The following is a 23,779-nucleotide window of genomic DNA, read 5'->3' as shown; positions in this document are numbered from 1 at the left end:
TATTTTTGACCAAAATTTTAAACATTGCTTAAGTCCATATTATTCTTATTTATTGTATTCATTTGTTGGAATGGCCGGGGCCAGGAGCCCAAGACGGAGGTTAAACAAATAAACATTGTTTATGGGGCCAACTTCACCAAAGATGAAAAACAATATCCCGGAGCAGCCATCTTTAGCAAGGATGATCGGCAAGTGCAATTTGAACACGAAGGAGCGGATCTATGGTGCGATATTGCCATCTATTATCAAAAAGAAAATAAACTCAAGGCCATTGGGAACATTAAATTGCAACAGGGAGATTCCGTACAATTGACCAGCGGCAAAATTGATTATGATGGCAACCTAAACCTTGCCAAGGCCTGGGAAAATGTGGTATTGAACCATACCAGTATGACGCTTACCACGGACACCTTGCGGTTTGACCGGGAAAAACAAGAGGCTTTCTATGAACATAACGGAACAGTAGTTGATTCCTCCAATACGCTTACCAGTAAAATAGGGCGCTACTTTACACAACTTAAAAAATCCCAGTTCTTGCAAAGTGTGAACCTTGTGAACCCAGAATTCAATTTGGTCTCAAAGCAGTTGGATTATTATACCGAGTCCAAAAATGCCTATTTGTACGGTCCATCCACCATTACCGGAGAAACCTATAAAATGTACTGTGAACGTGGGTTCTATGACACTAAAATCGAAAACGGATACGGAATCAAGAATACCCGTATAGACTATAATAACCGTATTATTACAGGGGATAGCTTATATTTTGACAAAAAAACGGAATTTGCCTCCGCAACGAACAATATTACCATAAGGGACACCATAAACAATGGATTGATCAGGGCGCACTATGCAGAAGTATATAAGGCCAAGGATTCCGTTTTTGCCACCAAAAGGGCAGTATCTATCAATCTGGTAGAGCAGGATTCCCTATATATGCACGGTGATACCCTAATGATTACGGGCAAGCCGGAACAACGTATCCTAAGGGCATTCAGGAATGCCAAATTCTACAAGACCGATTTAAGCGGTAAGTGCGATTCCATCCATTTCAACCAAAAAACTGGTATTACCGAATTAATTACCAATCCGATTATTTGGAACGGCGAAAATCAGATGACCGGGGACAGTATCCACTTACTTTCCAACCTGGAAACGGAAAAATTGGATTCCTTAAAAGTTATCAATAATGCCTTTATTGTTTCTTTGGATACGGTGGGCAAAGTAGGCTACAATCAGGCGAAGGGCAAGGATCTATTCGGAAAATTTATAGACAATAAACTAAGTCTTATCGACCTTGTAAAAAACACCGAGGTGATCTACTACATGTACAATGATGATCAGGAACTTATTGGAATAGACAAGACCATATGCAGTGCCATTAGAATGACCCTCGCCAATAATGAGATTGAGGATATTACCTTTATTACCAATCCTGATGGCGATATTTTCCCGGAAAAGGAACTCCCTGAAAACAGTAGGCTATTGAAAGGTTTTATTTGGCGTGGAAAGGAAAGGATTCTTAGCAAGGACGATATCTTTGATGAGGACGACAACAACATTAAACTAGTTACCATTCGAGGAGTGGAAAACCCTATAGATTTGGACGTGGAGCCAGAGGAGGCCCAAGAGGATCAAAGGAAACGGGATTCCATAAATTCTTCAAAGTTATTGCCTCCCAATCCCTTGAAGAAAATGGAACCAACCAAAAAAGATCAACAGAAAAAGGAGCCCAAACCCAGCGTTTCTGAATCAAAAACAGAGGTACGTTACGAGGAGGGCGACAAAGAGGACGGTCTGGATCCCGGTTATTATTTAATAGCGAACGTTTTTGAGGTGAAGGAAAATTATGAGAAATTCATGAAAAGCCTAACTAAAAAAGGTTTGAAACCCCAACACTTTTTACGAAATTTCAACCAATACCACTATGTCTATTTAGAGCGCTATAACACCTGGGAAGAAGCGCTCCAATCGCGCAACGACAATTTTAATGGTAATTACATGGATGAAACCTGGATTTTAAGGATCCTTGACAAATAGAACAAATGAAAGAGGATTATTTTAAGTACCAGGCACAAACTTCTTCACACCCTTTGGCTTTGGAAATTTCACACGCCAAGGGAAGTTATATTTACGACACCAAAGGAAGGGCACATCTCGATTTTGTTGCCGGAGTATCCGCGCTCAGCCTGGGACATTGCCATCCAAGAGTGGTAAATGCCATTCAGGATCAAGTACAGAAATATATGCACGTAATGGTCTATGGCGAATACATTCAGGAACCCGCCGTTGCTTATACCAAGTTGCTGGCAAGCCTTCTCCCTGCACCGTTGGAAACCACCTATTTGGTGAATTCCGGGACGGAAGCCATTGAAGGGGCATTAAAATTGGCCAGAAGGTTTACAGGGAGAAGTCAAATTTTATCAGCCAAGAATGCTTACCACGGAAATACCATGGGAAGTTTAAGCATTATGGGCTATGAAGAGCGTAAAAGTGCTTTTAGACCACTTATCCCAGATGTTGGTTTCATTCGTTTTAATTCCGAAGAGGATTTATTAAAAATAACGGAAAGAACTGCGGGAGTAGTTTTGGAGACCATTCAAGGTGGAGCCGGTTTTATTTTACCGGAGAACGGGTACTTAAAAAAGGTAAGGGAACGATGTACCGCTATGGGAGCCATGCTAATCCTTGATGAAATACAACCTGGATTTGGGCGCACCGGAAAGTTGTTCGCTTTTGAGCACTATGATTGTGTTCCGGATATTCTGGTTATTGGAAAGGGAATGGCCGGTGGTATGCCGGTAGGCGCATTTGTAGCTTCCCACCACATGATGCAATCACTAATAGAGAACCCTAAACTAGGTCATATTACCACCTTTGGAGGCAATCCTGTAATTGCTGCGGCCTGTCTAGCAACCCTGCAGGAAATAACCGAAAGCAAGCTTATTCAGGAATCCTTGGAAAAGGAAGCACTTTTTAGAAAACTTTTGCAGCACCCATTAATAAAGGAAATTCGAGGTAAAGGATTGATGTTGGCTTTAATAATGGAAAAACCTGAAGTGGCCAATGAGGTAATCCTTAAATGTGCCGAGAAAGGCCTAATATTATTTTGGCTACTTTTTGAACCAAATGCAATTCGTATATCACCGCCATTGACCATTAACAATCAGGAAATTAGCCTTGGCTGTGCGCTAATTCTAGAGGTATTGAACGGCCTTAAACAATAAATTGTTAACTAATTTGTTAATATAATAGACCAAATCTGTCGGAATTAAGGGTTTCAAAAGACTACTTTAGTTCCAATGAATAATTAGAAGTTCCTATGGCGTTAGAACCAAACGAGAGACCAGGGCAACCAATTGCTAAGTTTGAATCCATGCTTAAGACAGATGATGTCTACTTCTTTGACGCGGAAGATTTTCAAGATATTATTCACCACTACCTCAATAACGGTAAAATTGCATTGGCCAAAAAAGCCATTAAAATTGGACTACAACAGCATCCCGGCAGTATAGAACTTAAGTTATTGTCCATAGAAGTCCTTGTGTTTGAAAATAATCTGGAGCTGGCAGAGAAGATGCTGGATGAGCTACAGGTATTAGACAGCAATAATGAGGAAATATACATTCAAAGGGCCAATATTTATTCCAAAAAAGACAATCACGAAGCGGCAGTCTCTCTTTTGACCCATGCATTGAATTTAACCGACGACAGTTTTGACATCCATTCCTTACTAGGGATGGAATATTTGTTCATGGATAATTTTGAGGACGCCAAACAAAATTTCATGATGTGCGTATCCTATGACGAAGAGGATTATTCATCACTTTACAATGTTATCTATTGTTTTGAATTTCTTGAAGATTACGACGGAGCCATTGTATATTTAAATGATTATCTTGAACGTAACCCTTATAGCGAAGTAGCCTGGCATCAATTGGGCAAAATGTATTTTACCAAAAAAATGCACAAGGAAGCGCTGACCGCATTTGACTTTGCCATTATTTCCGATGACACTTTTATTGGCGCTTATTTTGAAAAAGGCAAGGTATTGGAAAAAATGGGCAAGTACAATGAGGCCATTGAAAATTATGAGACCACCATTGCTATTGAAGACCCTACCTCGCACGCCTATTTAAGGATCGGCAGATGTCACGAAAAATTAAAGAATGATGAATTGGCCAAATCCTATTATTACAGAACGGTTCATGAGGATCCGTTGTTGGATAAGGGATGGTTGGCAATTACGGAATACTACATTAGACAGGAGGATTATAAAAAGGCACTGTACTACATCAATAAAGCCATAAATATTGATGGGGAAAATTCCAAGTACTGGAAAAAATGTGGAAAGATCCACGCCACTTTAAAAAATAATGACGAGGCCTATTATGCTTATCAGCAGGCAGTAGACCTAGGAAATTATGAATTTGACACTTGGTTTCATTGGGCCGATGTGGCAGTACAAAACCTGGACGTTCATGCGGCCATAGAAATATTGCTACAAGGTCATGAATTTTATCCACAGCGATGTGAAATGCAGTATAAAATGGCAGGATTTTATCTGCTAATAAGCGATTTCCCCAGAGCTCAATACAGATTGCTCAACGCCCTTAAAATAGACCTTGACCAACTACATTTATTTGAGGATGAATTTCCCCAATTCTTCAACACGGAGTGGGCCCAAAACTTAATTGAGGATGTGAAAAAAGCTTCCAGATAAATAAACTATTTTTGTTTTTTTATCATTTATGGAAAATCGCAATCTTTTATCTTACATCATTATTTTATTAAAGGGAATGGCCATGGGCGCAGCAGATGTTGTGCCGGGTGTGTCGGGAGGTACCATTGCTTTTATCTCCGGAATTTACGAAGAACTTATCACTAGTATTAACAACGTTAACGTAGCCCTTTTAAATACATTAAGAAAGGAAGGCATAAAGGCTTTTTGGACCAAACTTAACGGTAATTTTCTACTTGCCCTGCTTCTTGGCATCGGTATAAGTGTCCTTTCCTTGGCCAAACTCATTAGCTGGTTAATGGAGAACGAACCCATTCCCCTATGGTCCTTTTTCTTTGGCCTGGTTGTAGCCAGTATTATATTGGTGGGCAAGGAAATAAAAAAATGGAATTTGGCTGCAATACTAATATTGATCATTGGAGCTGCCATAGCTTTTTACGTTACAAAGTTGCCCCCTTCCGAAAATTCGGGATCTCTCCCCTATTTGTTCCTGTCAGGGGCACTGGCCATATGTGCTATGATTCTACCCGGGATATCCGGAGCTTTTATCCTAGTGCTACTGGGATCCTATAAAACGGTATTGGATGCAGTGCACGAGCGCGATCTTAAAATTGTAATCACTGTTGGCCTAGGAGCCATTTTTGGACTGCTGAGCTTTGCAAAACTTCTAAAATGGATGTTTACACATTACAAGAACCTGACCTTGGCGTTATTGACCGGATTTATTTTAGGCTCATTAAACAAAATATGGCCATGGAAGGAAGTCTTGGAAACTAAAATGTTCGGAGAGAAAATAATTACCATCAAAGATCAGAATATCTCCCCATTTAATTTCGAAGGAGACCCTCAATTAATAAGTGCGATTATGCTAGCTTTACTTGGTTTTTCCCTTATTTTTATACTGGAAAAATTGGCCGCTAAAAAATAAACGCACAGTCCCAAATGAGAAACCCCAGAACATTCACGGATAAATTTTTCCTTGTCATTAAGGGCTTATTTATGGGTGCGGCCAACAAAGTTCCGGGCGTATCAGGAGGTATAGTCGCTTTTGTGGGCGGGTTTTATGAAGAGTTTATCTATTCCCTTCAAAAGGTAAACGGAAAAGCCTTTAGACTTTTGATCAGTGGAAGGTTAAAAAGTTTTTATCGCTACACCAACGGGCAGTTTTTAACGCTGCTAATTTTTGGCATGCTGGTAAGTTATTTCAGTGTCTCCAAAATTTTGGATTATTTTTTGGAAAGAAATGAACTCTATGTGTGGTCTGCCTTTTTTGGGATGATTTTGGGCTCCATTTACTATATAGGAAAGGACTTTGGGCATTGGGGAAAAAAGACCGTTCCGGCAGGAATAATTGGATTAATCATAGGTATATCCATAAGCTTCCTTAATCCTGCTACTCAAAACGACAATTTGATATTTATCTTTTTCTGTGGCATAATCAGTGTCTCCGGCATGACCTTACCTGGACTATCCGGTTCCTTTATATTGATCCTTCTGGGTAATTATGTGCTTCTTTTGGTAGATTCCGTAAACGCCCTTTATGATACCTTTTCGGAAGTCTTAACGGGCGACTATAGTTTTATTAAAAATCCAACACGGCTCAATACCTTAAAAATACTGGCAGTATTTACTGCGGGATCGGCTGCCGGCTTGGTAACCCTCTCCCATCTATTGACTTTCGTACTAAAACATTATAGACATATAACAACAGCCGTAATTATAGGTTTTATTACGGGCTCATTGGGAGTGGTATGGCCCTGGAAACGCACTTTATTTAAAACGGATATCAATGGCAATTTGCTCTTGGATACGAACCACAACCCGATAATAAAGAATTATGAAAGATTCCTGCCAAATTTGGGATCTTCCGAGACTTGGTGGGCCATATTTTTTATTTTTTTTGGGATATTAATTTTATTAGGATTAGACTGGTATGGAAAAAACAGAAAGAGATAAAATTAGATTTGGGTTAATTGGAAAAAATATTTCCTATTCATTTTCAAGGGGATATTTTACCAAAAAATTCTCTGAAATGGGACTGGAAAGGCATTCATACGAGAATTTTGATTTGGAGAATATTGACCAGTTTAAGGGCCTATGGGAACAAAACAGCAATATCCAAGGCTTTAACGTAACTATTCCCTACAAAGAACAAATTATGCCCTTTTTATCGAAAATAGATGCGGAAGCCGAAGCCATTGGAGCTGTGAATACCATTAAGATAAACGGAAAACAAACAGTAGGCTTCAATACAGACGCCTATGGCTTTCAAAAATCCATACAACCCCATCTTAAGGAACACCATAAAAAAGCGCTTATCCTAGGTACCGGTGGTGCTTCCAAGGCAGTGGCGTATGTACTTAATAAATTAGGGATATCCTATATTTTTGTCTCTAGAAACCCCAAGGACAAACAACTCAATTACACAGATCTGAACAAGGACGTGATGATGGACCATACGGTCATTGTTAATTGCACTCCTTTAGGCACTTACCCCAACATAAACGACAAACCAGACCTGCCTTACAACTTCATTACCAACCAACATTTACTTTTCGATCTTATCTACAATCCGGAAAAAACAGCATTTTTGCTGGCAGGTGAGCAGCAAGGCGGTAAAATAAGCAATGGTTCCAATATGCTTCAATTTCAGGCAGAAAAATCTTGGGAGATATGGAATTCCTAGTAAAAAAACAAGTAAGCCCCTTAAAACCATAAAAAACACAGGAGTCCCCTCTCCAAAAAAACCTTAAAAAGAAGTTTCATTACCTTTGATATATAGACGGATGTAATTATATTTCCGTACATTACATTTAGAAAGCTATAAACATTCATAAAATGTTAGAAGATAAAGAAGACAACCTACAGAATAATGTAGGCACAGAGGAAACCTCAGGAAATACTGAAGCCATAAATAATTCGGAAGCCGAGACTGAAACAAAATCCGCTCCCAGTCCTGAGACCAATGAAACAGATTCCGAAATTAACACCAAGGAAATGGTGGATGATAAAGGTACATCTATCGATTCAGAAACCAAGGAGGAGGAAAAGCTGGAAGAGAATTCAACTCAAAAAGCTCCGGAAAAAGTAGCTTCCATTGAAGAAAACGAGACCACTGAAGATATCGTGGAAGATTCTGCCAACAATGAAAAGGCAACCGGGACAACTGAGGAAAAAGAGGAAGATGTTCTGGAGGAAATAGATGAATCCAATGCAGAGGATGCCGAAGATTCTGACAACCATCAGCGACACCATATTCCCATGCCGGATTACCACGCTATGTCCATGGAGAATTTGGTAGGTGAACTACAGCGATTGGTAAGGAACGAAAAAGTACAGGCTATTAAAAAGCATGTTGATGGAATTAAATATGAGTTCGATCAAAAGTTTCAGGAATTTATAGACGAAAAGAAGGAAGACTTCATAAATAGCGGTGGTAACGAAATAGATTTCCGATACAATTCCGTTGCCAAAAGACAGTTTAACGAGGTATATTCAGATTATCGGGAAAAGAGAAATAGCTATTACAAAAACCTGGAACAGGGACTTAAATCCAATCTTGCCCAAAGACTGGAAATCATCAACGAACTCAAGGCTTTGGTTAACGTTGAAGAGGATATCAATACCACTTATAAGAATTTCAAAGATCTACAGGAACGGTGGAAAAATGCCGGCCCAATACCACGCGCCAATTACAATGATGTTTGGCGAACATACCACCATCACATTGAAATATTTTACGACTTCCTACACTTAAACAGGGAATTAAGGGATCTGGATTTTAAGCACAATTATGAGGAAAAACTAAAGATCGTGGTGCGGGCTGAAGAGTTGGTCCAAATGGAGGATTTAAACAAGGCATTTCAAGAACTTCAGACCCTGCATAAAATCTGGAAAGAAGATATTGGTCCCGTTGGCAAAGAGCACAGGGAAGAGATTTGGGACCGGTTTAGCAATGCTACCAAATTGCTGCACCAAAGACGACAGGATTACTATAAAGACCTAGAAAAAGTCTACGAGCAAAACCTGGAAAAGAAAAACGAAATTATAGGTTCCATAAGCTCGATAGCCGCCCATATTGCCTCAAGTCACAAAGAGTTGCAACAACAAATAAGGGAAGTTGAAAAATTGCGAGATTCTTTCTTTAAAGCTGGGAAAGTACCTCAGAAAGTAAATGAGAAGACTTGGGCAAGTTTTAAGGATGCTGTGCGTGAGTTCAATAGAAACAAAAACAATTACTACAAAAATTTAAAGAAAGACCAGCAGGTCAATCTCGATAAAAAAAGGGCATTGTTGGAGCTTGCAGTCTCCTTAAAGGATAGTGATGAATGGGATACTACCACCCAGGAGATGAAAAGAATTCAGAACGAATGGAAAAAAATAGGACATGTGCCCAGAAAATACTCCGATAAAATATGGAAGGAGTTCAAAACTGCATGCAACCATTATTTTGATCGTTTACACGCCTTAAAAAATGAAGCCCACAAGGAAGAGATAGAGAATTTTGACAAGAAAAATGCATGTCTGGAAAATTTAAAGAGTTTCCAACTAAGTGGGGATAAGAGTAAAGATTTAGCAGCTATCAAAGAGTTTATTGCCGAATGGAAAGAAGCTGGCAGGGTGCCCTTCAACAAGAAGAGCATAAATGCCAAGTTTAACAAAATTCTTGATGCCCTATTCAAAAAATTGGATATCAACAGACAGGAAGCAGAGCTACTGAAATACGGTAACAAGATTCAGCAGCTGGCCAACAACGACAACGACTACGCCATCTCTAACGAACGTACCTTTATCAGAAGAAAAATAGACGAAAGCAAGAGTGAAATTAGGCAATTGGAAAACAATCTTCAATTCTTTTCCAATGCTTCCGAGGATAATCCTTTGGTAAAAGAAGTAATTAAAAACATAAACAACCACAAGGAATCATTGGCCACATGGAAGGCCAAATTAAAAAAGTTGAACATTCTGGAAAATAATTTGATAAAAGAGGCCGAAGAAGCGGAAATTGAAGAAGAGTCCTCTGAGGACGAGGAATAGACTTCAATCAAAACAATTTTAAAATAAAAGCACATTAGTAAAAATAGGGTTAGTGTAATGATGGTTTTATGGTTTGTTACTTCCCTAACAAGCTGTGGTACGCCTAGAATAATTGTAAAAGAAACCGCTAGCCCCCCTACCGACCAATTACCGGAACCAAATTTAGTATTTGTTATTACCAAAAAGGATCCAAACCTCAGCGATTCCCTACTTATTGGCACTATAGCTACCAAACACAATGGCTTTAACGGGGACTGCAACCTTCGACAAGTTAAACGGGCGGCAGAAAAGGAAGCGAAAGAAATTGGCGGTAATTTAATATTTATCACAAGACACAAGCTACCTAACACCCTTTTAAATCCTTGCCATAGAATTAGGGGAAATATCTATTCCGTTCCCAATCCAGAAGCCTTTGAAAAGGAAATTATTTGGAATACCAATAGAAAACTTAAAGTGACAGATTTTAAGGGGTCGTCCAAGGGCAAACCCTTTGTTGCAGCCACAAATACCTATTTTGGCTATACAACCAGCGTAAAATCAGAGAAAAACATGGTTATTGTGGAAGTAGATACCTATTTCAATTGCGAGCTATCCTACTTTAAAGATAATAAAAACCAAGCCCTAGTGTTAAATCACGAACAATTGCATTTTGACATTACGGAACTCTACGCCAGGAAGTTTATCCAAAGACTACATCATGAGGTTAAGAGTTTTAAGGATCTGGTAAAGAAAGTGGAGCTCATAGGGAATGAAGTAAATAAAGAGCTTCAATTAAAACAGGACACTTATGATACGGCAGTGTATAGTGATCTATCAAAACAATCCTATTGGGATGAATGGACCGAAACAGGTCTGAGGGAATTGGACATGTACAAAAACAAGACCATCAGCAGACCTTATAAAGAGGATTAGGGAAGCAAAGCTAAAGCTACCAAACAACATAATACCATTATTTAAATCCGAACTAGTACAACAAAAAAAAAGCCTGCCCAATAAATGTAAAGTCCATTTATTGGGCAGGCTTTTATAAAATTAGTATATATTACTTGGCCACGTTTACCGCTCTAGTCTCCCTGATGACAGTAACTTTCACCTGACCAGGATAGGTCATGTCCGTTTGAATTTTTTGGGAAATTTCAAAAGAAAGTTCGGCAGCTTTGTCATCGCTCACTTTTTCACTTTCTACAATAACCCTTAATTCCCTTCCTGCCTGAATAGCGTATGCCTTTTGCACTCCACCAAATCCGAAGGCGATATCTTCCAAATCCTTTAAACGCTGAATGTAAGAATCCAACACCTGTCTTCTTGCTCCTGGTCTTGCCCCACTAATGGCATCACACACTTGGACTATTGGCGCAATAAGTGTTTTCATTTCAATTTCATCATGGTGGGCACCAATGGCATTGCACACATCAGGTTTCTCACCAAATTTTTCGGCCCATTGCATACCAAGAATGGCATGTGGCGTTTCAACCTCTGCCTCGGTATTAGGAACCTTCCCAATATCATGTAATAGACCGGCACGTTTTGCCAGTTTTGGATTTATTCCCAACTCGGCCGCCATAACACCACATAATTTGGCAACTTCTCTGGAGTGCTGTAAAAGGTTCTGTCCATAGGAAGAACGATATTTCATTCTACCCACCGCCTTGATCAGTTCTGGATGCAGGCCGTGGATTCCTAAATCGATCACCGTGCGCTTACCAATTTCAACAATTTCCTCCTCTATCTGTTTCTCTGTCTTTTTAACAATTTCCTCAATTCGGGCAGGGTGAATCCTACCATCTGTCACCAGTTTGTGCAATGACAAACGTGCAACCTCTCGCCGAACAGAATCGAAACAGGAAAGAATAATGGCCTCTGGAGTATCGTCCACTATTATTTCAACCCCTGTAGCCGCTTCCAATGCCCTAATATTTCGTCCTTCACGTCCTATAATCCTTCCTTTTACATCATCGGATTCCAAATTAAAGACGGAAACACAATTTTCCACTGCCTCTTCGGTGCCGATTCGCTGAATGGTATTGATAATGATTTTCTTGGCTTCTTGTTGTGCGGTAAGCTTTGCTTCTTCCACAGTAGTTTGAATGTAGGCCATAGCATCCGATTTAGCCGTATCCTTAAGGGACTCCAACAATTGTGATTTGGCTTCCTCGGCAGACAGACCGGAAATTACCTCCAACTGTTGTACCTGGCTTTTGTGAAGTTTTTCGAGCTCGGATTGTTTCTTTTCCAAGAATTCACTCTTATAATCTACCTCCTTCAGCTTATTTTCTAACTGCTCCCCTAATTTCTTACCTTTTGCAAGTTCACTACTGACCTGGGATTCCTTATCCCTTGTTCGCTTTTCTGCTTCTGAAATTTTCTTGTCCTTATTGATAATAACCTTCTCGTGCTCCGCCTTTAGTTCCAAGAACTTTTCCTTAGCCTGAAATATTTTATCCTTCTTAATATTTTCGCCTTCAATGTTGGCTTCCTTAATTATATTGGCCGCCTCTTTTTTTGCGCTGGCTATGGTTTTGGAAGCCTTGCCCTTTTCCATAAACTTCGCAATGGCAAATCCAATTCCCAATCCAACCAATCCTATTATTATTGCTATACTATCCATATTTATTTTGAAAATTATTTATAAAAAAAGCCCACATTGATGGAAGTTTTGTACAAACCCCGATAAACAGGTTTAGGGCTACCAGACTGCTCAAGGATCCTTATACAAGTAAGGCCTGCTTTTACAATCTAAACTCACCCTTTTCAAACAAATTAGTGTTGAGTTTGTCAAAAATTAATTACCAATGTGGGCAGTAACTATATTTATTTTAAAGAACGTTATTTCATCCCTAGCTTGGAACTAACCAACATATTCAGTGCTTTTAGTCGCTCTGCGGCTTCTTTTACACCTTCTGAATGGTCTATTCCTTTTTGCTCAATCTTAGAGGCAAACTGAAGTGCGCACATGGCCAGCACATCTTGTTTATCCCTTACGGCATAGTTTTGCTCAAATTTCTTTGCCAGCTGTTCTATATTCTTAGCGGCCTTTCTTAAGCCCTCCTCCTGTAAAGGATCAATCGTTAAGGGATATACCCTATCTGCTATAGAAAGCTTAATTTTGAGCTTCTCTGCCATATTGTTTATTTACACTATTCTGAAAGTTGGGCAATGCAATGGTCCAACTCCCTAATCAATGTGTTTATTTTAAGCTTAGCTTCGGTCTTATTCGTATCACTGCCCAGCATAGAACTTGCCAATTTTAGTGAATTGTATTTTTCCTGCCATTCATTCACCGAAACTCTTGTAGCTTCATGATCATTTTTTACAGCAACCAATTCTTCTTCCAATTTTATATTGGTATGATGCAACAGCTCCAGCTTATGCAACAACTTACTAATTTTATTTTCTAAAGAATCAACAATATCTACCAATTCACTCATTTGCAAATATCAATGCATTTTACACAAAGTTAACACACCTCTTTATACTTAGCAATTCTTTTTTCATTTATTCTCAAAGTAAAATTTCCAACCTCAATTTAAGAAAAATAATTGATCCTTTTTATAAATTATATAACACAGACTTTTTTTTGAATTAGAACGGTATTAATTACTTTCGTACCAATTATCACATATATGAAAGGCTTTTTCTTAGGATTTTTTCTTTTTACCTCAATGTTTTATGGGCAAGCTCCATATCCAAAGGATTTTTTCCGCTCTCCCTTGGATATTCCAATAGTTCTATCTGGAACATTTGGGGAATTGCGCTCCAACCATTTTCACGCAGGGATCGATATTAAAACGCAACAGAGACAGGGATTACCGGTCTACGCTATAGGTGAGGGTACGGTTACACGAATAAAAGTTTCGGAATGGGGCTATGGAAAAGGACTTTATATTGCCCATCCCAATGGCTACACTTCTGTCTACGGACATCTTCAAAAGTTTTCTCCTGAAATAGAAGCCTACGTAAAGAAGATCCAATACCAAAAAAAATCTTTTGAAGTGGAGATTTTTCCTGAATTTTCAGAGCTTAAGGTTCAGAAAGGTGATCTTATCGCCTTCACAGGAAATACAGGTGGATCTGCCGGACCCCACCTACATTTCGAAATTAGAAACAGTGCCTCCGAAATGCCGACGAATCCACTTTTACATGGAATTGAGGTACGGGATGCTACAGACCCTACTTTGTTGAATGTTTATGCCTATCCACTTTCGGAGAACGCTCAGGTAAATCAAAGTCAGGAAAAAATAAAACTAAAATATCATAGACAAAGTGATGGCACCTATCTTGCCGACAAGGTAACTGCGCTTGGCACCATTGGGTTCGGAATAAATGCATTTGACCGCCAAGACCTTGCTGCCAACCAAAACGGGGTTTATTCCGTGAAACAAATAGTGAACGGAAAATTATACACCGAATTTAATTTTGAAACATTTTCATTTACAGAAAGCAGATACATAAACACCTTGATAGATTACAACCATTACAGTACTTACAGGGAAAGGATTCAAAAGTGTTTTAAGGACGAAAGCAATCTTTTGGGTATATACAAGACCATTTATAATAATGGAAAAATAGAGGTTAGTGAAGGTTTATCCTATAATGTGGAAATTCATATTTATGATCTTGCCGGAAATCTTACCAAATTGGTTATACCTGTGGAAGGAAAACTTGAAGAAATTAAAATTCCTAAAATAGAAGAGAAAACGGACAACTATATTATTGCCAAAAAACCTAACAATTTTGATTTGGGCGCAGCAAAAGTATACTTCCCGGCCAATACGTTTTACGACAACTTTTATATAGATCTAAAAAAAGGAAAGGATACCGTTACAATTCACAATAGTAAGGTACCCGCTCATAGAAACTTTACAATAACCTTTGATGTTTCAAAATATTCGGAAGAGGAAAGGAAACAAATGTACATTGGACGATTGGACAATAATAGAACTGCAAATTACGCCTCTACCTATAAACGGGGCACTACCTTTACAACAAGAACCAGGGACCTTGGCACCTATACCTTGGCAAAAGACACTGTGGCTCCGCAAATTAGACCTAAAAATTTCAAAGACAAACAGTGGCTTACCAACTACAGTTATTTAAGCTTAAAAATTACGGACGACCTGAGTGGAATAGACACCTACAATGCAACCCTCAATGGTGAATGGATACTTCTGGAATATGAGCCAAAGACAAATACCATCACCTATAATTTTGATGACCTTATATTGGATAAAAAACAATGTGATTTGAAAGTAGTGGTTACCGATAATGTTGGTAATAGCAGTACTTTCACAAGTACTTTTTACAGAAAATGAAACATTGAGACTTTTTAAACTATTTTTCCTTGTCGTTTTAACATCCTCGGCAACCGTTCTAAAGGCACAAACGGCTACCATAACCGGTGTGGTTTTTGACGAAAACCAAACCCCTTTGCCCAATGTTAATATTGCATCCAAAAACCAAGGAACTTTTTCCGATGTGAACGGGTTTTATATTTTGGAAATAATAGCGGACCAGGAAACAACAATAACTTTTTCCCATTTGGGGAACGAAAGGCTAATTCTCAAAGACCTAATTCTGAATACCAATGAGAATTATGAATTCAACCCTGTTCTAAAAAATGAGGCAATACTTATTGCCGAGGTTGTTGTAACCCCTGTAGGCAGTAGGTACGCCGAGGGTATTACAACTATTTCATCAGATATTGTGCGAAATATTCCAGGACCTAATTCGGGGGTGGAGAACATCTTAAAGCTTTTGCCAGGGGTATCCTCCAACAATGAGCTCAGTACCCAGTACATGGTAAGGGGGGGCAATTTTGACGAAAACTTGGTGTATGTCAATGACATAGAGATTTATAGGCCCTTTCTAATACGCTCCGGACAACAGGAAGGCCTAAGTTTTATAAATAGTGACATGGTGGGAAACTTGCAATTTTCCGCAGGAGGTTTTCAAGCCAAATATGGGGACAAACTTTCCTCTGTTTTGGATATCACTTATAAAACACCTGTTTCCTTTGGACTTAAAATAAATGCGACCCGTCTTGGGACTTCGACAACTTTGGAAAGCGTATCCAAAAACAAGAAATTATCTTCCTTAACCAGCATCAGGTCTCGGGACAACAGCCTCCTTGTAAATAGCCAGAACACCAATGGCAACTACGACCCCTCTTTTTTTGATATTCAACAATTTACTACCTACATATTTTCCAACAAATTTAGAATCAGCTATCTAGGAAATATTTCTATCAACAATTATAGAAACCAACCCTTTACCAGGCAGACCAATTTTGGGACCCTGAATGATATAAAGACTTTAACGGTCTATTACTCCGGAAGCGAAAAAAACCAGTACAGGACCAACCTAAACGCGCTGAAAGCGGAATACCAATTAAATGACAAAACCACTTTAAAACTTATTTCCTCCCTGTATTTTAATAGGGAGCAAGAATATTCCGATGTAATATCCCAATACCGGCTTAGTGAGTTAAATGCAGGTCTTGAAGACGATATTTTAGGGGAGCCTACCCCTATAAACGGATTGGCCACACAATACAATCGGGCCAGAAATGATCTGGATGCTAAAATCTTCAATTTGGAACATAAAGGCATCCACTCCAAAGTTGGGAAGGCTATTTCATGGGGGCTTAAATACGAGCATACCGATATTAGGGACCAAATTAGGGAATCCGAATTCTTAGACTCTCTGGGATATATGGTACGGCCTCCAAATTCTGGTTATAATCGCAATGAACCCGAAACACCCTTTGAAGCGCCCTTGGTGCCTTACGAGGGTATTTTTGCCAGGAATTCGGTAAACACCAATAGACTCTCCGGATTTGCGCAATACAGCCATAGAACACAATGGAACGACCATAACATTTATTATAATATAGGAGCCAGAGCCAGCCATTGGGTCGTGAATGGCAAAAATCTTAAAAGTAGCGGACATACCATATTTAGTCCCAGGGCCCAATTTTCCATTAAGCCAAATTGGAAAAAAGATATGCTGTTCAGACTCTCCGGGGGAGTCTACCAACAGCCGCCATTATACCGGGAATTAAGGGATAACAATGGTATTGTTCATCCTGAGGTGGAGGCCCAAAAATCCTATCATATTGTATATGGAAACCAATACAGTTTTAAATTATGGCAAAGACCGTTTACGCTGATCGGTGAGGCCTATTGGAAAAAAATGACCCATGTAAATCCATATACCTTGGAAGATGTCCGTATAAGATATGCAGCCCTAAACAATGCAAAAGCTTACGCTTACGGGGCAGAATTAAGATTAAACGGCGCCTTTGTTCCCGGTACGGAGTCATGGTTTAGTTTAGGCTACCTTAAAACAGAGGAGAACATTAATGACCGGGGATATATTTCGAGGCCCACAGATCAGCGTTTAAAAGTAGGCATTCTCTTTCAGGACTACATGCCAGAGGTACCGGACCTTAAAATGTACTTAAACCTAGTTTATAATACAGGACTGCCCGGAGGCTCACCTAGCTATACCGACCCCTACCTTTATCAAAATAGATTAAGGGATTATAAGCGTGCAGATTTAGGAATTTCCTATATTTTTGTGGGAGCCAATAAATCCAATGACAAAAATGCGTTTTTACGTGTTTTTAAGGATCTGAGTGGCGGCTTTGAAATATTTAATTTATTTAACAATCAAAATTCCATAACCAACACATGGGTAAGGGATTTGTTAAACGAACAACAATTTGCCGTACCCAATTTTATGACCGGCCGTATCTTAAATATTAAAATTGAGATGCGTTTTTAGTACTGAAAATAAGTTTTAACCGTAAAATGGACAAGCACATGGGGCAATAACATTTTTAAGCCCCCTGGAAGTATCAACAGAGACTGTGCTGTGTAAAAAGAACAAATAGCATTAGATGAAAAATATTCTTATAATTATTTTTACCCTTAGTTGCCTAGGTGTATCCGCTCAAAAGAACATTTATGAAAGTGAAAAGTTCGATGAATTGAGCCAAGACCATACTAATTTGGCCATAATCCCATTCTTGACCAATTTGGAGTTGAAAGATGAAATATCCAGTGCTGAATTAAAAGATTTGGAGGAGAAGGAAGGCTACGCCGTACAGGATGCACTAGAAACTTATTTCTCTAAAAGAAAAAAGAAAAAGAAATTTTCCGTAGAATTCCAGAATATAAAAAATACCAATGCCATCTTAAAACAAAATGGTATTTCGTACGACAATATTGATGTTTACAGCGTAAAAGAACTAGCTCAAATTTTAGAAGTTGATGGCATTATAAGTGGTACTTTGGACTTAAACGTACTTCTATCCAAAGGAGTCCCTACAGAATTTAGCCTTCTAGATTATATTAACGGCGATGCCAATTACGGCCGAATTGGGGTAAAAATAAGTGACGGCATAACTGGCAAATTGCTCTGGAAATACGAAAAACAAATCAATAAGAAATCGGGAAAGAACACTACAGACCTCATAGACCTGATGATGAAACTGGCTTCCAGAAAATTCCCTTACGACAGGGAACGCCCACGAGATAGAAAAAAGAACTAATTGGAACCAAATTCCTTTAGTACCTCAACCACATAATCCAATTCTTCTTTCGTATTATATTTTGAGAACGAAAATCTCAAAGAAGGCTTTTCCATGTCTTCAGGGGAAAGTATTTCCGTAAGAACGTGCGAACCGATATCGCTACCGGACTGACAGGCACTGCCTTTGGAACAGGCTATACCCTTTAGATCCAAATGAAACAACAACATCAACGCCTTTTCAGAATCAAAAGGGAGACGCGTATTCACAAGGGTATAGGTACCTCCCTCCATGTCCCCGGAAAGACCATTAAAGGCTACATCGGGAATTGCATTGGATAATTTTTCTATAAAATATCTTTTTAGCTCCGTCACATAATTCCTTTCCTCTTCCAAGTGGTCATAAGCCGCTTTAAAGGCCTCTTCCAAACCCACAATATTGTGAAACGGTTCAGTTCCTGCTCTAAAGCCACGCTCCTGCGATCCCCCAAAAATCAAGGGTTTTAGACCAGCATTTCTTTTAATATAAGCAAATCCTACCCCCTTGGGACCATGAAATTTATGTGCCGCGGCGGTCAGGAAATGAGCATTGGTTTTCTGCACATCCCATGGGAAATGTCCAATAGACTGTACCGTATCGGAATGAAATAAGGCATCGTTTTCTATACAAAGTTTACCAACAGCGGCTATATCCGTAATATTTCCTATTTCATTGTTCACATGCATCAAACTCACCAGTTTCTTACTGGCATCCCTCTTCAGCAGTGACTCCAAATGGGCAAGATCCGGATTTCCATAGCTATCCAAATCTACATACTGGAGATCTATACCATATTCCTGGGCCAGCGCCTCAGCCGTATGCAATACGGCATGATGTTCTATTTTGGAGGTAATCAAGGTTTTTATCCCAAGATCCCTGACACTGCACCTTAGAATCATATTGTCCGCCTCGGTACCTCCAGAAGTAAAGATTATCTCCGCTGGATGGGCATTTAAGTACTTGGCTATGGTTTTTCTTGTTTTTTCAATAGCCGTTTTAGCTGTCCTTCCAAAACCATGGGAAGAAGATGGATTACCATAGCAGCTTGCCAAGGCATCTTGCATTTTTGAGATGACTTCGGGTCTAACCTGAGTGGTTGCGGCACTATCCAAATAAACCTTTTTCATTAAAAAATAAATCAAATTAAAAACTTTCCCAACTCCAGGAGAGTTCGCCAAAATTACTTGAAATAAAGTTAATTTCCTGTAAAATGCTTATAAACCTCTAGGATTATAACCTATATTTCGATTAAATTTGAGGCATGAAAAATCTCTTGACTTTCCTTTTGTGCTTAATCCTTTTCTCATGCGATGATGGGGATTTAACCATAGAAACTATAGACTTTGACGATATTGACATAGATTACTGTGACACTACAGTTACGACCAGCACCACTTTATTCTTTAAAATTAACGGCAACGAGGCTCTAATTCTCACCTTAGCAAGTGGAACACTTAAGAATGAAGCATCGGACGGAGAGGTTGAATACCCTATCTCCACCAGTACCACCCTCACCTATCGTGATTTTTCCGATGATGTATCCAGTGATTATTTTTGCGATGTTATCCCAGTAACGGAACCCACGGTAATTGAAGAAATAGAGGCTCAAAGTGGTTCTGTACTAATAACCACTACGGCAATAGTTGATGGAGAAAGCACTTCTTACGAACACACAATAAGGCTTAGCGAGATTACTTTTATCAATGCTTCCAACAATCAGCGGATAACCGATTTAAGTATCAATGATTTTGGAACGGTGACAACCAATTGATTATTGGGTGTTCTGAAAAAAATATACTTCTGTGGCCCCTAGGCCATATTTCTGGTAGTCGGCATCATAATACTTTGCATTTTCGTACCGTTTAAAAAGAAAATATAGCTCTTCCTTTAATATACCTTCCCCAACACCGTGAATAAATACAACCTTTTGTATCTTTTTACGAATAGCGAAATCCAGTTGACGTTTGGCCGTATCGAGTTGAAGGTTCAACATTTCAAAATTGGTCATTCCTTTTGTAGAGGGTGTTAACTTATCTATATGCAGATCAACTTCCATTTGTGGAGCATACCGCTCCTTGCTTCTTAATTTCTTGCTATGCCTATTCTTTGGCACTTCTTTCTCCGCCTTTATTTTAGCTACCTCATAATTGGATACTTTAATAGCATTGGAGCCGCTAACTTTCAATAATTCAGCTGCCGTATATTTCAATAAGAACCCGTCATTACTTTCCACTGTAATTTGCCCATCATTTACTTTTATAACAACCCCTTGAACAATATCATCGATGGCTTCAACTTTATCTCCTACCTTAAAACCCATTAGTTCTTTTCTTTGTCTTTGTCCTCATCCGCATACTGATCTATACTCCACAATTGTGTGGTCTTGTACAAACCGAACATTAAAAGCACAATTCCAATACTCAAAGCATATTCCTCATGCATAATACGGTCTCCCAACCCCGCAATTGCAGCCCCTACAATAATCAATACCAAATAAAAAGTCCGTTTTGTTTTCATTGCCCAAAAATAATAGTAATTTTCGGTAAAGAATTATATTAGTACTTTAAATAATCCTGATGGCAATTCTCTTGGAACTGGAAAATTATATGCTCCCATGCATGAACAAGCAGATTTTCGGCATTGAGTGTCCCGGTTGCGGAATTCAACGATCTATTTCCTATCTATTGGAAGGCAATTTTATAGATGCCTTAAAGATATACCCGGCCATTTATACCATTATATTTCTAGTTGGTTTTATTGGTGCCTCACTATTGTTCGATATCAAAAATTCCTTCAAGATCAAAATCTATCTTTTATACCTAAACGCTGGAATCATCATTGTAAGTTACATTTACAAAATGGTTCACCTAATACATTAAAAAAGAATTATGGAACAACAAAAATTACCCAACGCAACACTAATATTAGTTTTCGGGATTATTTCAATAGTTACCTGCTGCTGCTATGGAATTATTGGATTGATATTCGGTATCGTCGGCCTTATTCTAGCAAAAAAGGCCACTATCCTCTATGCAGTAAACCCCAGTATGTATGAAGGATACAACAATGTTAAGTTAGGGAAAACCTTATCGATTATAGGTATTGTCTTGAATATTCTAGTAATCTTCTTCTTTATTTGGATCATCTCTATTATTGGTTGGGATGCATTACAGAACGAAGAACTTATGAGGGAGAGAATGGAAGATTATTTTCAAAACCTTCAATAGATTTAATTATAACCCATCAATTTAATTAAGCATTTTTATGGAAAACAACCAAACCCATCCCAAACCGAACAACTATTTGGTTTTAGCTATTATCAGCACTGTATTTTGTTGCCTAATACCCGGTATAGTAAGTATAGTAAATGCGGCCAAGGTAAATGAGGCCTATGCCCTTGGCAATTACGAACAGGCAGAGAGAGCTTCCAAAAATGCAAAAACATGGGCTATTGTTGGTATTGCTATAGCCGGCTTGTTCTGGCTTTTATATATCGCATTTTTTGGCCTGGCCATTTTTGGAGGATTAATGAGCAGTAGTGATTTCTAATAGAAAAAAAATAGTAGTAGCGATCATATTGGGAGTGGTATTCCTTGGAATACTACTCCTTTATTTTTTCTACAACCCCAGTAATTCCAACCATTTTCCACAATGTCCATTTTTGACCGCCACAGGCTATTACTGTACAGGTTGTGGAAGTCAGAGGGCATTGCACGATTTACTCCACTTGGATATAATGGGTGTTGCCAAACACAACCTACTCTTTATTCCTGCATTTTTATTGATTGCCTACCATTGGGTGCGTAGTTACGCCCCCTTAAAGGGCAAAGAAAGCTTACCAGATTTAATATATCACCCCAAAACTCCCATAGTGTTGTTTATAATAATTACCCTGTTTACCATTTTAAGGAATATTCATCTTTATCCTTTTACCCTTTTGGCTCCAGAATAAAAAAAGCCCGCTATAAAATCAATAACGGGCAATCTCTTTCAAGGTGAAGAACACTATTTTTCAAACTTCTTAAGCGTTTTAATTATAATTCCAACACATTCCAATAGCTGTTCTTTATTCATCACCAATGGAGGTGCGAACCTAATAATATTTCCATGGGTTGGTTTTGCCAAAAGCCCGTTATCCCTTAATGCCAAGCAAATATCCCAAGCGGTTGAGCTATCTTCGGTGTCATTTATCAAGATGGCATTTAACAATCCTTTACCCCTTACGGAATTTACAATATTACAGGTGGGTATAAACTTATTGAGCTCTTCCCTGAACAGCACGCCCAATTGATAGGCGTTTTCTGCAAGACCTTCTTCTTTGACTACTTCAAGAGCCGCTATGCCCACTGCTGCTGCCACGGGGTTACCCCCAAAAGTACTACCATGGCTACCAGGTTTTATAACCTCCATGATTTCGTCATTGGCCAATACCCCGGAGATAGGATAAGCCCCTCCTGAAAGCGCCTTTCCCAAAATTAAAATATCCGGTTTCACCTCAGGCGTCCCTCTGCAATGCCTGTCAGGACAGCTGCAATTGCCGCATGTAGCCAATAATTTGCCTGTACGGGCTATTCCTGTCTGTACCTCGTCGGCAATAAAAAGGACATTATGCTTTTTACAAAGCTCCCGCGCCTTGGCAAGATAGTCTTCAGAAGGCACATATACCCCAGCCTCTCCTTGTATAGGCTCTACAAGGAATCCCGCAATATTCTTATCGCTTTCCAAAACCTCTTCCAAGGCGTTTAGATTATCGTATTCAATCTTTATAAAGCCTTCTGTAAAGGGACCATAGTTTTTGCGGGCAATAGGATCATTGGAAAATGAGATGATAGTGGTGGTTCGTCCGTGAAAATTATTCTCACAAACAATAATCTGCGCCTGGTTTTCAGGAACTCCTTTTTTCTCGTATGCCCATTTTCTACAAATTTTAAGAGCAGTTTCCACTGCTTCCGCCCCTGTATTCATGGGCAGTAACTTATTGTAACCAAATGTTTGCGCAGCCAACTTCTCAAATTTCCCGAGCATATCATTGTAAAACGCCCTGGAAGTCAAAGTCAACGTTTGTGCCTGTTGTATCATGGCACTGACAATTTTAGGGTGACAATGCCCTTGGTTTACCGCAGAATAGGCGGACAAAAAGTCGTAGTATCTTTTTCCTTCAACATCCCAAACAAAAACTCCCTCTCCCCTACTTAAAACAACAGGTAGCGGATGATAGTTGTGCGCTCCGAATTTTTCCTCCAATGCAATTGCATCTTTAGAAGATAATTTTTCCAAAACCGACATGATTAAATAACTTTTAAATAAAACTTTAGCAATTCCTTCTTGGGGAGAGAAATCATCCATCTTTTGTAGAGACTGCAAATTACGAATTGAAACTTGCATCCTAAAATTTTTGGACATTGATTTTTGCCCGGAAAAACCTACCA

23 protein-coding genes and 1 other RNA gene are annotated in these 23,779 nt (G+C 39.0%); 16 read left to right on the top strand and 8 right to left on the bottom strand.

The window, feature by feature from the left end; all coding sequences use genetic code 11:
- The first annotated feature begins 24 nt into the window (after positions 1 to 24).
- The 8 genes from MWU82_RS09480 (at position 25) to MWU82_RS09445 (ending at position 10,690) form a co-directional block, all read left to right on the top strand.
- Positions 25 to 2,040 carry an OstA-like protein gene (locus tag MWU82_RS09480; RefSeq protein ID WP_348646981.1) on the top strand — a complete coding sequence of 672 codons (2,016 nt, stop codon included), beginning with the start codon at positions 25 to 27 and terminating at the stop codon, positions 2,038 to 2,040.
- 5 nt (positions 2,041 to 2,045) lie between these two features.
- Positions 2,046 to 3,227 carry an aspartate aminotransferase family protein gene (locus MWU82_RS09475; protein ID WP_247096207.1) on the top strand — a complete coding sequence of 394 codons (1,182 nt, stop codon included), beginning with the start codon at positions 2,046 to 2,048 and terminating at the stop codon, positions 3,225 to 3,227.
- 95 nt (positions 3,228 to 3,322) lie between these two features.
- A complete protein-coding gene (locus MWU82_RS09470) occupies positions 3,323 to 4,723 on the top strand; it encodes a tetratricopeptide repeat protein (RefSeq protein WP_247096206.1) in 1,401 nt (466 codons plus the stop codon).
- 28 nt (positions 4,724 to 4,751) lie between these two features.
- Positions 4,752 to 5,669, top strand: coding sequence for a DUF368 domain-containing protein (locus tag MWU82_RS09465; protein ID WP_247096205.1), 918 nt, complete (start codon positions 4,752 to 4,754; stop codon positions 5,667 to 5,669).
- A 14-nt stretch (positions 5,670 to 5,683) separates the two neighbouring features.
- A complete protein-coding gene (locus MWU82_RS09460; RefSeq protein WP_247096204.1) occupies positions 5,684 to 6,697 on the top strand; it encodes a DUF368 domain-containing protein in 1,014 nt (337 codons plus the stop codon).
- Entirely contained in the window at positions 6,675 to 7,427 is a 753-nt protein-coding gene (locus tag MWU82_RS09455) for a shikimate dehydrogenase (RefSeq protein WP_247096203.1), read from the top strand. Before MWU82_RS09460 ends, MWU82_RS09455 begins: the two co-directional genes overlap by 23 nt.
- 152 nt (positions 7,428 to 7,579) lie before the next feature.
- Positions 7,580 to 9,778: a DUF349 domain-containing protein gene (locus MWU82_RS09450; protein WP_247096202.1), complete on the top strand. Its 2,199-nt coding sequence runs from the start codon at positions 7,580 to 7,582 to the stop codon at positions 9,776 to 9,778.
- A gap of 57 nt (positions 9,779 to 9,835) precedes the next feature.
- A complete protein-coding gene (locus MWU82_RS09445; protein ID WP_247096201.1) occupies positions 9,836 to 10,690 on the top strand; it encodes a hypothetical protein in 855 nt (284 codons plus the stop codon).
- Between the two features lie 130 nt (positions 10,691 to 10,820).
- On the opposite strand, the gene rny is transcribed toward MWU82_RS09445, so the two are convergent.
- From rny to MWU82_RS09425, 4 genes are all read right to left on the bottom strand, one after another.
- Positions 10,821 to 12,386, bottom strand: coding sequence for a ribonuclease Y (gene rny / locus MWU82_RS09440; protein WP_215948636.1), 1,566 nt, complete (start codon positions 12,384 to 12,386; stop codon positions 10,821 to 10,823).
- Positions 12,387 to 12,440: 54 nt separating this feature from the next.
- A non-coding RNA gene (ssrS, locus tag MWU82_RS09435) (6S RNA) lies at positions 12,441 to 12,550 on the bottom strand.
- Positions 12,551 to 12,604: 54 nt separating this feature from the next.
- Positions 12,605 to 12,901 (bottom strand): cell division protein ZapA, encoded by a 297-nt coding sequence (locus MWU82_RS09430; protein WP_031444722.1) that lies wholly within the window; start codon positions 12,899 to 12,901, stop codon positions 12,605 to 12,607.
- Positions 12,902 to 12,915: 14 nt separating this feature from the next.
- Positions 12,916 to 13,206 carry a hypothetical protein gene (locus tag MWU82_RS09425; RefSeq protein WP_031444723.1) on the bottom strand — a complete coding sequence of 97 codons (291 nt, stop codon included), beginning with the start codon at positions 13,204 to 13,206 and terminating at the stop codon, positions 12,916 to 12,918.
- Positions 13,207 to 13,401: 195 nt separating this feature from the next.
- Here MWU82_RS09425 and MWU82_RS09420 point away from each other — a divergent pair, with 195 nt between their 5' ends.
- The 3 genes from MWU82_RS09420 (at position 13,402) to MWU82_RS09410 (ending at position 18,332) form a co-directional block, all read left to right on the top strand.
- On the top strand, positions 13,402 to 15,090 hold the full coding sequence (locus tag MWU82_RS09420; protein WP_215948637.1) for a M23 family metallopeptidase: 1,689 nt from the start codon (positions 13,402 to 13,404) through the stop codon (positions 15,088 to 15,090).
- Positions 15,044 to 17,563, top strand: a complete 2,520-nt coding sequence (locus MWU82_RS09415) for a carboxypeptidase-like regulatory domain-containing protein (protein ID WP_247096200.1) — start codon at positions 15,044 to 15,046, stop codon at positions 17,561 to 17,563. The genes MWU82_RS09420 and MWU82_RS09415 overlap by 47 nt, the downstream gene beginning before the upstream one ends.
- A 115-nt stretch (positions 17,564 to 17,678) precedes the next feature.
- Positions 17,679 to 18,332 carry a hypothetical protein gene (locus MWU82_RS09410; protein WP_215948639.1) on the top strand — a complete coding sequence of 218 codons (654 nt, stop codon included), beginning with the start codon at positions 17,679 to 17,681 and terminating at the stop codon, positions 18,330 to 18,332.
- Here the strand turns inward: MWU82_RS09410 and MWU82_RS09405 are convergent.
- A complete protein-coding gene (locus MWU82_RS09405; protein WP_247096199.1) occupies positions 18,329 to 19,477 on the bottom strand; it encodes a cysteine desulfurase family protein in 1,149 nt (382 codons plus the stop codon). The genes MWU82_RS09410 and MWU82_RS09405 overlap by 4 nt on opposite strands.
- A 134-nt stretch (positions 19,478 to 19,611) precedes the next feature.
- Here MWU82_RS09405 and MWU82_RS09400 point away from each other — a divergent pair, with 134 nt between their 5' ends.
- The gene (locus tag MWU82_RS09400) at positions 19,612 to 20,121 is read left to right on the top strand and encodes a hypothetical protein (protein WP_215948641.1); all 510 of its coding nucleotides are present in this window, start codon (positions 19,612 to 19,614) and stop codon (positions 20,119 to 20,121) included.
- Here MWU82_RS09400 and MWU82_RS09395 read toward each other — a convergent pair whose 3' ends face one another.
- Together MWU82_RS09395 and MWU82_RS09390 are read right to left on the bottom strand one after the other, a co-directional pair.
- Positions 20,122 to 20,670, bottom strand: coding sequence for a Smr/MutS family protein (locus MWU82_RS09395; protein WP_247096198.1), 549 nt, complete (start codon positions 20,668 to 20,670; stop codon positions 20,122 to 20,124). It abuts the gene before it with no gap.
- Positions 20,670 to 20,867: a hypothetical protein gene (locus MWU82_RS09390; protein ID WP_215948643.1), complete on the bottom strand. Its 198-nt coding sequence runs from the start codon at positions 20,865 to 20,867 to the stop codon at positions 20,670 to 20,672. The genes MWU82_RS09395 and MWU82_RS09390 overlap by 1 nt, the downstream gene beginning before the upstream one ends.
- 59 nt (positions 20,868 to 20,926) lie before the next feature.
- Between MWU82_RS09390 and MWU82_RS09385 the strand changes: the two genes are divergently transcribed.
- The 4 genes from MWU82_RS09385 to MWU82_RS09370 are packed head-to-tail and all read left to right on the top strand — an operon-like array spanning position 20,927 to position 22,302.
- Entirely contained in the window at positions 20,927 to 21,229 is a 303-nt protein-coding gene (locus tag MWU82_RS09385; RefSeq protein WP_247096197.1) for a DUF2752 domain-containing protein, read from the top strand.
- A gap of 9 nt (positions 21,230 to 21,238) precedes the next feature.
- Entirely contained in the window at positions 21,239 to 21,577 is a 339-nt protein-coding gene (locus MWU82_RS09380) for a CCC motif membrane protein (RefSeq protein ID WP_215948644.1), read from the top strand.
- A gap of 37 nt (positions 21,578 to 21,614) precedes the next feature.
- On the top strand, positions 21,615 to 21,899 hold the full coding sequence (locus MWU82_RS09375; protein WP_215948645.1) for a CD225/dispanin family protein: 285 nt from the start codon (positions 21,615 to 21,617) through the stop codon (positions 21,897 to 21,899).
- Positions 21,889 to 22,302, top strand: coding sequence for a DUF2752 domain-containing protein (locus MWU82_RS09370; protein WP_215948646.1), 414 nt, complete (start codon positions 21,889 to 21,891; stop codon positions 22,300 to 22,302). The genes MWU82_RS09375 and MWU82_RS09370 overlap by 11 nt, the downstream gene beginning before the upstream one ends.
- Positions 22,303 to 22,355: 53 nt before the next feature.
- On the opposite strand, the gene rocD is transcribed toward MWU82_RS09370, so the two are convergent.
- The gene (gene rocD / locus MWU82_RS09365) at positions 22,356 to 23,636 is read right to left on the bottom strand and encodes an ornithine--oxo-acid transaminase (protein WP_247096286.1); all 1,281 of its coding nucleotides are present in this window, start codon (positions 23,634 to 23,636) and stop codon (positions 22,356 to 22,358) included.
- Positions 23,637 to 23,779: the final 143 nt, after the last annotated feature.

It is taken from the genome of Arenibacter sp. S6351L, from assembly GCF_023016025.1.
GTDB classification, from domain to species: Bacteria; Bacteroidota; Bacteroidia; order Flavobacteriales; family Flavobacteriaceae; genus Arenibacter; species Arenibacter algicola_B.
Note: the sequence above shows the minus strand (reverse complement) of the source record. Positions and strands in the feature narration are given on the sequence as shown.

Bases quoted from the DNA above. Each gene is read 5' to 3' on its own strand.
- MWU82_RS09475 (WP_247096207.1), top strand. From the start codon at position 2,046: ATGAAAGAGGATTATTTTAAGTACCAGGCACAAACTTCTTCACACCCT.
- MWU82_RS09470 (WP_247096206.1), top strand. From the start codon at position 3,323: ATGGCGTTAGAACCAAACGAGAGACCAGGGCAACCAATTGCTAAGTTT.
- MWU82_RS09465 (WP_247096205.1), top strand. From the start codon at position 4,752: ATGGAAAATCGCAATCTTTTATCTTACATCATTATTTTATTAAAGGGA.
- MWU82_RS09460 (WP_247096204.1), top strand. From the start codon at position 5,684: ATGAGAAACCCCAGAACATTCACGGATAAATTTTTCCTTGTCATTAAG.
- MWU82_RS09455 (WP_247096203.1), top strand. From the start codon at position 6,675: ATGGAAAAAACAGAAAGAGATAAAATTAGATTTGGGTTAATTGGAAAA.
- MWU82_RS09450 (WP_247096202.1), top strand. From the start codon at position 7,580: ATGTTAGAAGATAAAGAAGACAACCTACAGAATAATGTAGGCACAGAG.
- MWU82_RS09445 (WP_247096201.1), top strand. From the start codon at position 9,836: ATGATGGTTTTATGGTTTGTTACTTCCCTAACAAGCTGTGGTACGCCT.
- rny (WP_215948636.1), bottom strand. From the start codon at position 12,386: ATGGATAGTATAGCAATAATAATAGGATTGGTTGGATTGGGAATTGGA.
- MWU82_RS09430 (WP_031444722.1), bottom strand. From the start codon at position 12,901: ATGGCAGAGAAGCTCAAAATTAAGCTTTCTATAGCAGATAGGGTATAT.
- MWU82_RS09425 (WP_031444723.1), bottom strand. From the start codon at position 13,206: ATGAGTGAATTGGTAGATATTGTTGATTCTTTAGAAAATAAAATTAGT.
- MWU82_RS09420 (WP_215948637.1), top strand. From the start codon at position 13,402: ATGAAAGGCTTTTTCTTAGGATTTTTTCTTTTTACCTCAATGTTTTAT.
- MWU82_RS09415 (WP_247096200.1), top strand. From the start codon at position 15,044: ATGTTGGTAATAGCAGTACTTTCACAAGTACTTTTTACAGAAAATGAA.
- MWU82_RS09410 (WP_215948639.1), top strand. From the start codon at position 17,679: ATGAAAAATATTCTTATAATTATTTTTACCCTTAGTTGCCTAGGTGTA.
- MWU82_RS09405 (WP_247096199.1), bottom strand. From the start codon at position 19,477: ATGAAAAAGGTTTATTTGGATAGTGCCGCAACCACTCAGGTTAGACCC.
- MWU82_RS09400 (WP_215948641.1), top strand. From the start codon at position 19,612: ATGAAAAATCTCTTGACTTTCCTTTTGTGCTTAATCCTTTTCTCATGC.
- MWU82_RS09395 (WP_247096198.1), bottom strand. From the start codon at position 20,670: ATGGGTTTTAAGGTAGGAGATAAAGTTGAAGCCATCGATGATATTGTT.
- MWU82_RS09390 (WP_215948643.1), bottom strand. From the start codon at position 20,867: ATGAAAACAAAACGGACTTTTTATTTGGTATTGATTATTGTAGGGGCT.
- MWU82_RS09385 (WP_247096197.1), top strand. From the start codon at position 20,927: ATGGCAATTCTCTTGGAACTGGAAAATTATATGCTCCCATGCATGAAC.
- MWU82_RS09380 (WP_215948644.1), top strand. From the start codon at position 21,239: ATGGAACAACAAAAATTACCCAACGCAACACTAATATTAGTTTTCGGG.
- MWU82_RS09375 (WP_215948645.1), top strand. From the start codon at position 21,615: ATGGAAAACAACCAAACCCATCCCAAACCGAACAACTATTTGGTTTTA.
- rocD (WP_247096286.1), bottom strand. From the start codon at position 23,636: ATGTCGGTTTTGGAAAAATTATCTTCTAAAGATGCAATTGCATTGGAG.